14 protein-coding genes are annotated in these 12,960 nt (G+C 65.5%); 9 read left to right on the top strand and 5 right to left on the bottom strand.

The genetic code is table 11. From position 1 onward, the window contains the following. The first annotated feature begins 19 nt into the window (after nt 1–19). The 9 genes from KYT87_RS06635 to KYT87_RS06595 all read left to right on the top strand — a co-directional run bounded on the left by KYT87_RS06635 (nt 20) and on the right by KYT87_RS06595 (nt 8,811). Nucleotides 20–1,528: a leucyl aminopeptidase gene (locus KYT87_RS06635; protein ID WP_219991882.1), complete on the top strand. Its 1,509-nt coding sequence runs from the start codon at nt 20–22 to the stop codon at nt 1,526–1,528. A gap of 22 nt (nt 1,529–1,550) precedes the next feature. After that, the gene (locus KYT87_RS06630) at nt 1,551–2,021 is read left to right on the top strand and encodes a DNA polymerase III subunit chi (protein ID WP_046802616.1); all 471 of its coding nucleotides are present in this window, start codon (nt 1,551–1,553) and stop codon (nt 2,019–2,021) included. A gap of 62 nt (nt 2,022–2,083) precedes the next feature. Then, the gene (locus KYT87_RS06625; RefSeq protein ID WP_104143034.1) at nt 2,084–2,497 is read left to right on the top strand and encodes a hypothetical protein; all 414 of its coding nucleotides are present in this window, start codon (nt 2,084–2,086) and stop codon (nt 2,495–2,497) included. Nucleotides 2,498–2,615: 118 nt separating this feature from the next. Further along, nucleotides 2,616–3,326, top strand: a complete 711-nt coding sequence (locus KYT87_RS06620) for a Bax inhibitor-1/YccA family protein (protein WP_006218060.1) — start codon at nt 2,616–2,618, stop codon at nt 3,324–3,326. 69 nt (nt 3,327–3,395) lie between these two features. Beyond that, nucleotides 3,396–4,313: an aldo/keto reductase gene (locus KYT87_RS06615; RefSeq protein ID WP_219991881.1), complete on the top strand. Its 918-nt coding sequence runs from the start codon at nt 3,396–3,398 to the stop codon at nt 4,311–4,313. Nucleotides 4,314–4,317: 4 nt separating this feature from the next. Continuing rightward, nucleotides 4,318–5,640, top strand: a complete 1,323-nt coding sequence (locus tag KYT87_RS06610; protein WP_219991880.1) for an NTP/NDP exchange transporter — start codon at nt 4,318–4,320, stop codon at nt 5,638–5,640. A 90-nt stretch (nt 5,641–5,730) separates the two neighbouring features. Continuing rightward, nucleotides 5,731–6,687: a tripartite tricarboxylate transporter substrate binding protein gene (locus KYT87_RS06605; RefSeq protein ID WP_219991879.1), complete on the top strand. Its 957-nt coding sequence runs from the start codon at nt 5,731–5,733 to the stop codon at nt 6,685–6,687. Nucleotides 6,688–6,727: 40 nt separating this feature from the next. Next, nucleotides 6,728–7,708: a succinylglutamate desuccinylase/aspartoacylase family protein gene (locus tag KYT87_RS06600; protein ID WP_219991878.1), complete on the top strand. Its 981-nt coding sequence runs from the start codon at nt 6,728–6,730 to the stop codon at nt 7,706–7,708. A gap of 2 nt (nt 7,709–7,710) precedes the next feature. Next, nucleotides 7,711–8,811, top strand: a complete 1,101-nt coding sequence (locus KYT87_RS06595) for a pyridoxal-phosphate dependent enzyme (protein WP_219991877.1) — start codon at nt 7,711–7,713, stop codon at nt 8,809–8,811. Between the two features lie 96 nt (nt 8,812–8,907). Here the strand turns inward: KYT87_RS06595 and KYT87_RS06590 are convergent, their stop codons facing one another. The 5 genes from KYT87_RS06590 to lepB are packed head-to-tail and all read right to left on the bottom strand — an operon-like array spanning nt 8,908 to nt 12,948. Next, nucleotides 8,908–9,816: a LysR family transcriptional regulator gene (locus KYT87_RS06590; RefSeq protein WP_219991876.1), complete on the bottom strand. Its 909-nt coding sequence runs from the start codon at nt 9,814–9,816 to the stop codon at nt 8,908–8,910. Nucleotides 9,817–9,832: 16 nt separating this feature from the next. After that, complete coding sequence (gene recO, locus KYT87_RS06585) at nt 9,833–10,420, bottom strand: DNA repair protein RecO (protein ID WP_046802609.1); 588 nt, start codon at nt 10,418–10,420, stop codon at nt 9,833–9,835. Then, nucleotides 10,413–11,303: a GTPase Era gene (gene era, locus KYT87_RS06580; RefSeq protein WP_046802608.1), complete on the bottom strand. Its 891-nt coding sequence runs from the start codon at nt 11,301–11,303 to the stop codon at nt 10,413–10,415. Before era ends, recO begins: the two co-directional genes overlap by 8 nt. Further along, nucleotides 11,300–12,061, bottom strand: coding sequence for a ribonuclease III (gene rnc / locus KYT87_RS06575; protein WP_046802607.1), 762 nt, complete (start codon nt 12,059–12,061; stop codon nt 11,300–11,302). Before rnc ends, era begins: the two co-directional genes overlap by 4 nt. A gap of 2 nt (nt 12,062–12,063) precedes the next feature. After that, a complete protein-coding gene (gene lepB / locus KYT87_RS06570; RefSeq protein ID WP_104143027.1) occupies nt 12,064–12,948 on the bottom strand; it encodes a signal peptidase I in 885 nt (294 codons plus the stop codon). Nucleotides 12,949–12,960 lie beyond the last annotated feature (12 nt).

The following is a 12,960-nucleotide window of genomic DNA, read 5'->3' as shown; positions in this document are numbered from 1 at the left end:
ACGCACACGGGAAACCCTCATGGAATTTAGCACACAGACCACTGCTTCCCTGCACCAGGTTAAAACCGCCGCCCTGGCTGTCGGGGTGTACGCGGACGGCGTGTTGAGCCCCGCCGCCGACATCATCGACCGCGCTTCCAACGGCGCCGTGCGCGCCGTGGTCAAGACCGAGTTCCGCGGCCGCGCCGGTTCCACGCTGACGCTGCGCACCCTGCCCGGCGTGACCGCGCAGCGCGTGGTGCTGGTGGGCCTGGGCAAGCAGGAAGAGTATTCGGCCCGCGCCCACGCGTCGGCTGAACAGGCATTCGCCTCGGTCTGCGTGGCTGCGCAACTGACGGAAGGCGTGTCCACGCTGGCCGCCAACCCCATTGCCGACGTCGCCATCATTGCCCGCGCCCGCAGCGCCGCCATCGCGGCCGGCGGCGCCACCTATCATTACGACGCCAGCTTCGGCAAGCCTGATCGCGACGCCCGCCCCAAACTCAAGAAGATCGTGCAGATCGTCGAGCGCGCCGACGCCGCCCAGGCCCAGAAGGGCCTGCGCGAAGGCGCGGCCATCGCCAACGGCATGGAGCTGACCCGCACCCTGGGCAACCTGCCCGGCAACATCTGCACGCCCACCTACCTGGGCGACACGGCCAAGCGCCTGGCGCGCGAATTCAAGTCGCTGAAAGTCGAAGTGCTGGACCGCAAGCAGGTCGAAGCGCTGGGCATGGGTTCGTTCCTGTCGGTGGCTCGCGGCTCGGCCGAAGCGTTGCGCTTCATCGTGCTGCGCCACGCCGGCGCCAAGGCCGTCAAGAAAGGCGCCAAGAATGCGCAAGGCCCGATCGTGCTGGTCGGCAAGGGCATCACGTTCGACGCCGGCGGCATCTCGCTCAAGCCCGCCGCCACCATGGACGAAATGAAGTACGACATGTGCGGCGCAGCCAGCGTGTTGGGCTCGTTCCGCGCCCTGGCAGAGCTGGAACTGCCGCTTGACGTCGTCGGCCTGATCCCCGCCTGCGAAAACCTGCCGAGCGGCACCGCCAACAAACCGGGCGACGTCGTCACCAGCATGGCCGGCTTGACCATCGAAATCCTGAACACCGACGCCGAAGGCCGCCTGGTCCTGTGCGACGCCCTGACCTACGCCGAACGCTTCAAGCCGGCAGCCGTCATCGACATCGCCACGCTGACCGGTGCCTGCGTCGTTGCCCTGGGCAACGTCAACAGCGGCCTGTTCTCCAAGGACGACGCCCTGGCCGACGCCCTGGCGGCTGCCGGCCGCAAGTCGCTGGACACGGCATGGCGCATGCCGATGGACGACGCCTACCAAGATCAGCTGAAGTCCAACTTTGCCGACCTGGCCAACATCGGCGGCCCCCCGGCCGGCGCGGTCACCGCCGCCTGCTTCCTGTCGCGCTTTGCCAAGGCTTACCCGTGGGCGCACTTGGACATCGCCGGCACCGCCTGGCGCGGCGGCAAGGACAAGGGCGCTACGGGCCGCCCCGTGCCGCTGCTGATGCAATACCTGCTGGATCAGGTTTGAAACCTTCGCAACGGAAACGGGCATGACGCGGATCGATTTCGCCTTCGGCGCGCCCGACCGCTTGCGCATGGCCTGCCAGGTCGTGCGCAAGCAATTTTTGGCGGGCCAGCGGCTGGTGGTGTACTGTAAAGACGGCTCGCGGCTGGCCGCTTTCGACCGCATGCTGTGGGCGTTCGACGACACCGCCTTCATCCCGCACGTGCTGGCCAACGACCCCCTGGCGCCTGAAACGCCGGTTGTGCTGACCGCAGGCGATCCGCAGCAGGCCGCCCAGGCGGCCCAACCCAACGCGGGGGCCGACGCGCCCGCGCTGTGGCTGCTGAATCTGGACAACGACAGCCCGCCGGGTTTCGACACCTTCGAACGCGTGCTTGAAATCGTGTCGGACGACCCTGACGACAAGCAGGCCGCTCGCCAGCGCTGGCGCACGTACCAGAATGCAGGCCATACGCCGCAAAGCCACGATCTCAGCCGCCAACAGGCCGGCGGTTGACCCGCCCAATCCGTCCGGTGGGCCCTGCGCCCACTGCGGCAATCTGATATTCGGGAGCCCCCATGCCCTCTCGCCCCAACGACCCTGGCATTCCCACCCTGACTCAACGGGCCGAACCGACGTTGTACGCGCCGCCGGCCCCGGCCGATGAGCCCGACGCCCCGGTGCTGACCGAGCTGGCCGACGACGCCGGCGCTGCCGACCCCGACGACGCCTTCCCCTTGCTGACGGACATCGCCGACGACAACGGGCAGGACTGGAACGTGGATGAAGCGCCCGCCGTTCATTCGGCCGCCACGCAGGCTCCCGCTGCCGCGCTGCCTGACCCGTCGGTCGTGACGGCCCGCCTGCAAGCCGAAGTCGAACAGCTGATGCGCCGCGCGCTGGCCGACGCCATCGAGCAGATCCAGACGCGCATGGACGCTGAATTACCGGGTATCGTTTCCCGGGTATTGAATGAAGTCCGACCCGGCTGAAACCGGCACTTTGCCGCAGGTGTAAATCTTCCAAAAACTGGATTCTTCAGGGAACTGTAAGGTATCCTTCCCATCTAAGCTTTCAAGCTATCTTTTTTGGCGCATACAGGAGTTCTCCATGAACGAATATCGTCCGTCCCCTTTTAATCGTTCCGGCGCAGTCGCTGGCGCGCCGGGCGAGGTCGCTCGCAACCAGGTCCTGCGCAACACTTATTGGCTCTTGGCCCTATCGCTGATTCCCACGGTGCTGGGCGCGGCGGTCGGCATGTACACCGGCATCAACCGCGTCATGGGCGCCAGCCCGGGCCTGTCCGCCATCGTCTTCCTCGTGGGCGCGTTCGGCATGATGTTCGCCATCGAGAAAAACAAGAACAACTCGATGGGCGTGGTGCTGCTGCTGGCCTTCACGTTCTTCATGGGCATCATGCTGTCGCGCCTGTTGGGCTTCGTCATGGGGTTCAGCAACGGCTCGCAGCTGGTCATGACGGCGTTCGGCGGCACGGCAATCGTGTTCGGCACGATGGCCACGCTGGCCACCACCATCAAGCGCGATTTGTCCGGCATGCAGAAGTTCCTGTTCATCGGCGCGGTCGTGATCCTGATCGCCGCGCTGGCGAACATCTTCCTGCAACTGCCCGCGCTGATGCTGACCATCTCGGTCATGGCCATCCTGGTGTTCTCGGCCTTCATGCTGGTGGACCTGCAACGCGTGGTCAATGGTGGTGAAACCAACTACGTGTCGGCCACCCTGGCCATCTACCTGGACGTCTACAACGTCTTCTCGAACCTGCTGATGCTGCTGGGCATCTTCGGCGGCAACCGCGAGTAATCGCGCACCGCCAGTCCGGTCCAAAGGCCTACATTCCCGTGTAGGCCTTTTTCTTTTGGAGCGCTACCGATGCAAGACCGCCGCCGCTTCCTCCAGACCGCCGCTTGCGCCGCCCTGCTGGGGCGAGCGGGCGCCGTGCACGCACTCAGCATGAAGCAAGCCATGTTGACCCGCGCCATTCCGTCCTCCAAAGAGCAGATTCCGGTGATCGGCCTGGGCACGGCGGACACCTTCAACGCGTCGCCCGATGACGCCGCCGCCATGGCACCGCTGGCGCAGGTGCTGGAGGTGTTCACCAAAGAAGGCGGCACGCTGATCGACACCGCCCCCAGCTACGGCCAGGCCGAGGCCGTGGTGGGCGCACTGCTGGCCCGCCAGGCCGCCACGGCGCCCCCGTACTTTCTGGCCACGAAGATCGGCGCGCAAGGGCGGGAGGCCGCGATGGGCCAGATCCGCGAGTCCCAACGGCGCTTGGGGCGTGACAAGCTGGACCTGATCCAGGTGCACAACCTGATCGACACCCGCAACCAACTGGCCCTGCTGCGCGAACTGAAGCAGCAAGGCGTCACGCGCTACATCGGCATCACGCACTACACGGACTATGCCCATGACGAGCTGACCGAACTGGTCGAACGCGAAAAGCCCGACTTTCTTCAGGTGAACCTGTCCGTGGGCGCTCGCAGCGCCGAAAAGCGCCTGTTGCCGGCCTGCCAGGCCAACGGCGTGGCGGTGCTGATCAACCGCCCGTTCCAGGACGGCGCGCTCTTTCGGCAGGTCAAGGGGCGCCCCCTGCCCGCTTTGGCCGCGGAAATCGGCTGCACCTCCTGGGCACAGATCTTTCTGAAATTCATCATCGGGCATCCGGCCGTCACCGCCGTCATCCCCGCCACGTCCAAGCCCGCCAACATGGCGGATAACGCGCTGGACGGGTTCGGGCGGCAGCCCGACGCCGCGCTGCGCGACCGCATCGCGGCCCTGCTGGCATAAGGCCATGGCCTGGGCCTGGCTTGAGCCCGCGCGCGCGCGCATTGCACGAACGCTGGGCATCCATGACGCCGACATCGCCCCGGCCGCCTGCGGCTTCGCGTTCTTTTTCTTTTTGTTCTGCGGCTATTTCATGCTGCGCCCCATCCGCGAAACCATGGGGATCCAGGCGGGCGTCAACCAGCTGCAATGGCTGTTCACCGCCACCTTTGTCGCCACGCTGGCGGTCGTGCCTTTGTTTGGCGCCCTGTCCGCCCGCGTCCCGCGCGCCACCTTGCTGACCTGGGTGTACAGCATTTTTGCGCTGACCATGGCGGGCTTCGCGGCCCTGTTGTACCTGCAACCGGGCAGCGTCTGGGCGGCGCGTGCATTCTATGTGTGGCTGTCGGTTTTCAACCTGTTCGTGGTGTCGATCGCCTGGAGCTTGATGGCGGACGTGTTCCGGATGGACTCCGCCAAACGCCTCTTTGCGCTGATTGCCGCGGGGGCCAGCGCGGGCGGGTTGTGCGGCCCGTTGCTGGGCGCCCTGCTGGCCGGCGCGCTGGGCCCGGCCGGCTTGCTGCTGTTGTCCGCGCTGCTGCTGACCGCCACGCTGCCGCTCAAACAATGGTTGTTGCGCTGGCGGGCCGCCACACGCCCCGAGACCGGGCGGCAAGACATGCAGCGTCCCATCGAAGGCGCGCTGCTGGCCGGCATCCTGCGCATTTTCCAGTCGCGCTATCTGCTTGGCATTTCGCTGCTGGTGGTGTTGCTGGCCACGCTGAACACCTTTCTGTACATGGAGCAGGCGCGCCTGGTGGCCGATACCTTTCCCGACACGGCCCAGCGCATCCGCGTGTTCAGCGCGCTGGATGTCACCGTGCAGACGCTGGCGCTGCTGTCGCAGCTGTTCATCACGGGTCGCGTGGCCGCCCGGCTGGGGGTGCGCTTTCTGTTGGCGGCGGTGCCGCTGGCGGTGGGGCTGTCGTTCCTGTTCCTTGCCGCGTTTCCGGTCTTTGGCGTCCTGGCCGCCGCGATGATCCTGCGCCGTGCCGGCGAATATGCGCTGATCCGGCCGGGCCGCGAAATGCTGTTCACGGCGGTGCCTGCCGAAGACAAATACAAAACCAAGAACGTCATCGATACGGTCGTCTACCGGGGCGGCGATGCGGCCAGCGGATGGGTCAAGGCTGGCGTCGACATGCTGGGCCATGGCGCGGCGCTGATCGCGCTGCTGGGCGCCGCGGTGGCGCTGGGCGCGGCCGCCGTCGGCTATGGGCTGGGCAAGCGGGCGGATGCCAGGGCTTGGCAGGACCAAGACAAGGACAACGACAAGGGTCAAATCCCTTAGGTTTTCTTGAACACCCATGTTATTGAAGCAAACGGATTCTTTGGGCCTGCCGCGCACAATGGCGCAGCTCTCAACGCCTGGGGAATCGTCATGAAACGCACCGCCTGCCTTGCCGCCCTGCTGCTTTGCCTTGCCGCGACCACCGCGCAAGCCGACTATCCGGAACGCGCGATCACCCTGATCGTGCCAGCCGCCGCCGGTGGCAACGCCGACATCACCGCACGCTTGATCGGACAAGAAATGAGCCGACAGCTGGGCCAGGCCGTCGTGGTGGAAAACCGCGTTGGCGCGGGTGGCCGCATCGGCACGCAGGCCGTGGTGCGCGCCCCTGCCGACGGCTACACCATCGGCTACGCGCACGTCGGCACGCTGGTATTGCATCGCTTCCTGTTCAAGCAACAGCTCTACAACCTGGACCGCGACGTAACGCCGATCGGCTTGGTGGCCGAAACGCCCAACGTGATCGTGGTGAACGCCGCATCGCCCTATCGCGACTTAAAGAGCTTTATCGAGGCCAGCCGCGCCCAGCCGGACCGCTTGACGATGACATCGGCCGACCCCGGCACCACCAGTGAAGTCGGCGTCAAGCTGTTCATCGCCCAGACAGGCGCCGCCGTGCGCCAGATCCCTTACAAGGCCACGGCCGCGCAGTTGTCGGATCTGTTGGGCGGCCACGTGGACGCCATGATGGAAAACCTGCCGCCCTTGATCGGCAACCTGAAGGATGGCCGCCTGCGCGCATTGGCCGTCACCACCAAGTCCCGCGCGGCATCCAACCCGGATGTGCCGACGGTGGCCGAACAAGGGTATCCGGCCTACGAGCAGTCTGCCTGGAGCGCGCTGATCGCACCCGCCGGCACGCCCCCCGCCGTGATCAATCGATTGAATGACGCGATGAACAAGGCACTGCAATCGGACAACGTCGCCAAGGAACTGCGTAGCCGGTCGCAAGAGCCGCTGGGCGGCACGCCGCAGGACGTCCAAACCCAAATTCGCAAGGAGCTGCCCAAATGGGAAAGCATCATCAAGGCCGCCACGCTGGATTGATCGGCGCGCGCCCCGCCACCAGAGCCGCCGGAGCCGAAGCATGGTCCGCGTAAGCCGGGAAGACTTCTCTGTTGCCGCCGCGACCAATGACTCGGCTTATCGCCGAGTCACCGTGCCGGTACTGCGCATCGAGGCCGGACCAGGCCCGGCCGTGGCCCTGATCGCCGGCGTGCATGGCGATGAATGGGAAGGCCAGGCCGCCATCCTCGACCTGTGGCGGCAACTTCCCGGCATGCTGCAACATGGCACCGTGTACCTGCTGCCCGCGGTCAATGCCGAGGCCTCTCTGGCCGGCACGCGTCTGTCGCCCAGCGACGGCGGCAACCTGAATCGCGCGTTCCTGGGCGCGCCGGCGCGCGGCTATACGGAAAGCGTGGCGGCGGCCCTGGAAGCACGGCTGCTGCCCCGCATCCAGGCCATGGTCGACGTGCATAGCGGCGGCGCCTCGCTCTGCTACCTGCCTTCATCGGTGATCACGCGTTACGGCAACGACGCCTATGACGAACGCCTGCCAGCCCTGGCCCGCGCGTTCGGCTTTCCCGACTGTGTGTTCTTTCGCGGCAACGAGGCAGGTTCGATGCCCGCCGCCGCCAGCCGCCACGGCGTGCTGCGTCTAAGCGCCGAAATCGGCGGGGGCAGACAGACTCGCGGCGCGCTGGTCGACGGCTGCCGCGATGGCTTGCTGGGCTGCCTTGCCGAACTGGGGCTATTGCCCGCCTCCCCTGTTCCGGCGAATCGGGACGTCCGCCTCTATGACCTCGACGCGCCGGCCGCCACGCTGCGCGCCGGCGAACCCGGCGTGTTCGTGCCCGGCGTCGAGCTTGGGCAGGTGGTGACGGCGGACCAGCCGATCGGCCGCCTGATTGAACCCGCGCGCCCGGATATCCCCGCGCGGCCGCTCTACGCGCCGCAAGCCGGCACGGTGGTTTGCCTGCGCGCCATCGCGCGCAGCGACGACGGCGACTGCCTGCTGCAAGTGGCCCCCGCCCTACCCCTGGACTCCCTAGCGTCAAAATACTGACTATGCAGATGAACCCCAGATTGACCGACCTGCGCTGCATCCGCTGCGCCACCCTGTGGGCGCCCGGCGACTACGCCGAAGGCTGCCCCAGCTGCCTTGCCGCCGGCCACCCCGCCACGCTGGAATGCCGCTACGACGCCACGGAGAGCGGCAACGTCATGCCACTGCCCGTTCTTCAAGCGGTGACCTTGGGCGAAGGCGATACGCCTTGCCTGGAGGCGCCCGATCTTGCCGACGCCGAAGGCATCGGCAAGCTATGGCTCAAGTGCGAAAGCGCCAACCCCACAGGCAGCCACAAGGACCGCATGGCGGCCCAGTTGATATCACGGGCCCTCTTGGCCGGGGCGACGCGCGTGGCGGCGGCTTCCAGCGGCAACGCCGGGGTATCGATTGCGGCCTACTGCGCCGCCGCCGGCTTGCAGGCGGATATCGCCATTACCCAAAACTGCCCGCCCTTGCAGCGGGAAGCCATGGAACGCTTCGGCGCCCGTCTTCGTACGTTCGAAGACAGCCTGGCGCGCTGGCCCTACGTCGAGGACCTGTGCCGCAATCACGGCGCGTTCGCGGGCACCAATTATCTGAATCCCCCCGTCGGCACGCACCCCTATGGCGTCGAAGGCTACAAGCCCATCGCCACCGAAATCCTGAACGTTTGCGCCACGCCCACCGACATCATCGTGCCCACCGCGCGAGGCGATCTGCTGTGGGGCATCTTGCTGGGCTGGCAGCATTTGCTGCAAAGCGGACGCATCGCGCGCCTGCCTCGCCTGCACGCCGTCGAGCCCTATGCACGCCTGTCGCGCGCGCGCGCAACGGGCGATGCGCGCGGCCTGTGGGAAAGCGCCACCCAGCAATACTCCATCGCGGGCGGCACCTGCACGTTGCAATCACTGGAAGCCTTGGCCCGCTCGGGCGGCACCCCGGTGGACGTTTCCGATGCCGCTGCCGCTGCCGCGCAACAACGGCTTGAGCGCCGGGGCATCAGCACCGAACTGTCATCCGCCGCGGCCTTGGCGGCGGTGTCGCAGCTACGCCGCTCGGGCGTGCTGGACGCTGAATCGTCAGTGGTGTTGATGTTGACATCCGACGGGCGCCGGGGCTGACGGCACGCACTGGCCGGACTGACGTCGGGCCGCTACGGGGCAGAAGGCTTCGGCCACGCGCCAAGGCTGAAATTCCCGGCCTGCAACGACGTCAAATCAAACGCCGAACCGATCCACCAGCGGGGCCAGCGCGCCGCGCAGGCAAGTGGCCCAGAATTTCCCCGCTTCGGACAAGGGCCGGCTGCCATGCAGAATCATGTGGCATTCAAAATGCACGGGTGCCGTCAGCGGGCGATAACACAGCCCCGCGGCTTCCATGCCCACCGCCGTCGCGGGGTTGGCGATGCCGACCCCGTGCCCGGCCAAGGCCAACTGGCAGACGGTGCTGGAATACGGCGTTTCAATCGCCACCTTCAGGCTGTGACCCGCTTGCCGCAACAGCGCATCCAGGCGCTTGCGCGACCCGTCCTCGGCGTTCAAGGCAATCACATCGACGTCGGCCAGTTGCGCAAAGTCCACCTGTTCCAGGCGCGCTAGCGCGTGTCCGGCGGGAAACACCGCCACCGCGCGCAAGCTTGCCAGCCGATGGCCGCGCAAGCCTTCCAGTTCGGATTCGTCCGCCACCACCGCCAGGTCCAGCTCGCCCGACACCACCATGTCGCGCAAGGTATTGGAGTCGCGGATTTGCAGGTACAGCGGCGTGTCGGGATAACGGGTGCGAAAGCGCGAGATCGACTCGCTGACGATAGCCCCGCCGTAGGCATGGATGCAGCCGATGCGAAGCCGCGGTTGCGCGGCCCCGCGTATGGCCCGGATCTTGCGGCCCAGGCTTTCCAGGCCGACGTTCAGGCGGCGGATTTCTTCGTAGAGCAAAGTGGCTTCGGGCGTGCGCTGCATGCGTTGGCGCACGCGTTCGAACAGGCGCAGTTCAATGCTGGCTTCCAGCGCGGCCAAGGTGGCGCTGACCGTCGCGGGCGACACATCCAGTCGCCGTGCCGCAGCCGTCACGCTTTCCGTTTCGTAGACGGTGCGAAAGGTCTCGACCTGTTTTAGCGTGAAGGTCATGGTGCCGCGCCGCGCGCTAGATGCGTTGCAGGTCCATCAGGACGCGGCGGGTCGACAAGGGGCGACCGGCCAGGATCTCGGCCAGGCGCTCGCGCAGATCGCGCCGCAGCGCGGGCTCGATCGTGGTGTCGTCGAAATCCGGCGCTTGTTCATCCACGCCATAACCCGTTTCGCGCAACAGCGTCCATTCAAAGCGGCGCAGCGCGCCGGCGGCACGCGTGCCGTTGGACAACTGCTGCAACGCCATGTCGTAGGCGTCGAACAGCAAGGGGTGCGCGTCTTCGCGAGGCAGCAAGCGCAGCAGTAGCTCGTTCATGTACCAGGCGGACATCAGCGCTGTGCCCGTCAGTGGACGGATGCCAGCGATCTCGGCGCGCGTTAGTGTCTTGACTTCGCCATTGCCGGTCCAGGACAGCAGCAAGGGCTGAAAGGCCGACAACACAGGACGCAGCACCGAATAAGGGCGTTTGGCGCCCTTGGCGACCATGGCCACACAGCCATGATCGCGGGAAAAAGTCTGAACAATAAGGGAGGTTTCACGCCACGCGGTGGCGTGCAACATAAAGCCCGGGCGATCCTGGACGCGAGGCGCCCGTCTACTCATAACCCAGATCGCGGAGCGCACCCTCGCGGTCGGACCAGCCCTTGCGCACCTTGATGTAGACCTCCAGGTGCACGGGCTTGTCCAGCAGCTTGGCGATGTCTTGCCGCGCCTCCGTGGCGATACGCTTCATGTGCATGCCGCCCGCGCCCAGCAGAATCGGCTTGTGGCTGTCGCGCTCGACCACCACGCAGGCGTTGATGCTGGCGCCCTTGGCGGTTTCTTCCCATTGCTCGATGACAACGGTACAGCCGTAGGGCAGTTCGTCGCCGACCAGGCGGAAGATCTTCTCGCGCACCAGTTCGGCGGCGATGAAGCGCATGGGGCGGTCGGTCAGGGTGTCTTCTTCGAACATCGCCTCGCCTTCCGGCAGGCGCGTGGCGATTTCTTCCAGCAACTGGTCCAGCTGCTGCTTCTTGGTGGCGCTGACGGGCACCACGGCGCCAAAGGGGTGCAGCGCCATGATCTTGGAGACGAACGCGAACAGGTCGTCGCGATTCTTCATTTGGTCGATCTTGGAGACGACCAGAATGGTGCGCTCGGGGTTCGGCAACAGCGGCAACAGCTTCGCATCGCCTTCGGACCATTTACCGGCTTCCACCACGTGCACCACCACGTCGACGTCGGCCAAAGCCTGCGTCACCACGCGGTTCATCATGCGGTTCATGGCGCCGCCATGACGCGTCTGGAATCCCGGGGTATCAACGAAAACGAATTGCTCGTGCTCGCGAGTCAGCACGCCGTGGATACGGTGGCGCGTGGTCTGCGCCTTGCGCGACACGATGGAGATCTTGGAACCGATCAGGGCATTGGTCAGCGTGGACTTGCCCACATTGGGACGGCCAACGATGGCAACAAAGCCGGTACGAAAAGGGGTATCGCTCATTTAGTCTCTTGAGCCACTGCCACGGGCAGCGACAATTGCGCGGTTTTGCGCGCCTTGCCCGACTTGCGGGCAGCCTTGGTGGCGGGGCTGATAGCCAGCGCAGCCTCCAAAGCCAGCTTGGCCGCCGACTGCTCGGCGGCGCGGCGGCTGGCGCCGGGCGCCGTAACCTTGATCTCGAGCGCCGGGATGGCGCACTCGACTTCGAACTGCTGGCTGTGGGCCGCGCCATGCGTGGCCACCACCGTGTACAACGGCAGCGCCAGCTTGCGGCCTTGCAGGAATTCCTGCAGCAAGGTCTTGGCGTCCTTGCCCAGCGTTTTTGGGTCAACCGAGGCCAGCACCGGTTGGTACTGACGCACGATCACGCGGCGCGCGGCCTCAAAGCCCGCATCCAGGAAGACGGCGCCAAACAGCGCCTCGACCGTGTCCGCAAGAATCGACGGCCGACGGAAGCCACCGCTTTTCAATTCACCTTCGCCCAGGCGCAGATACTGCGACAGTTCGAGGCGTTGGGCGATGTCCGCCAGCGAGGCCTGCTTGACCAGGTTGGCCCGCAGCCGCGACAGATCGCCTTCGTCGATTTTGGAATAGCGTTCAAACAGCATCGCCGCCACGACGAAGTTCAGCACGGAATCCCCAAGGAATTCCAAGCGCTCGTTGTGGCGCGCACCGTGACTGCGATGCGTCAGTGCCTGTTCAAGCAAGGCTGGATCACCGAAGTGGTGATCCAGGCGGTTTTCTAGCGTGGCTAGCGACATAATCAGTTGAACCGGCCGATGCGGCTGAGATCGCTGAAATTCATCCAGATGAAGAACGCGCGTCCGACGATATTGGCCTCAGGTACGAAGCCCCAATAACGGCTGTCCGCGCTGTTGTCCCGATTATCGCCCATGGCGAAATAACTGCCTTCGGGTACTTTGCAGCGTACCCCATTGCGGCTGTATTGGCAGTTTTCGCGGTGAGGAAATTGCCACATGGGCGAATAATCCTGCGGCTTGTTCTCATCTAGCAGGATCTTGTGCTCAACGTCGCCCAATTTCTCTTTATATTGTGCGATATACGACACACGATCCGGCTCGAAGTAGTCGCCGTCGCGAACGTGAGGCACCAGGGTGCCGTTCACATACAGTTTTTTGTCCAGATAAGCGATCTCGTCGCCCGGCAGGCCGACCACGCGCTTGATGTAGTCCACGTCCGGATCCACGGGATAACGGAACACGAAGACGTCGCCGCGCTGGGGCTTGCCGATATCCACGACCTTCTTGTCGATCACGGGCAGGCGCAAGCCATAGCTGAACTTGTTCACCAGGATCAGGTCGCCCGATTGCAGCGTCGGCAGCATCGAGCCCGAAGGTATCCGAAACGGCTCGACCACGAACGAACGCAGCATGAACACGAACAGGATGACAGGGAAAAAGCTGACGGCGTATTCCACCCACCAGGGCACGCGGCGCGCCACGTCACCGGCTTCGCGGCGCAGGCGTTCGGCTTCTTGCGCGTCCCCGATCAGGGCCGCATCGTACTGCGCCATTGCCGCTTGGGCCCGCGCTTCACGGCCACGCCGCAGCACCGCCAGATCAAGCACCCAGATAATGCCGGTCAAGACCAGCAGAACAAACAGGATCAGGGCAAAGTTCCAACTCATCAGCTAACCGCC

It is taken from the genome of Achromobacter sp. ES-001 (genome assembly GCF_019448355.1).
GTDB lineage: Bacteria > Pseudomonadota > Gammaproteobacteria > Burkholderiales > Burkholderiaceae_B > Achromobacter > Achromobacter spanius_B.
Note: the sequence above shows the minus strand (reverse complement) of the source record. Positions and strands in the feature narration are given on the sequence as shown.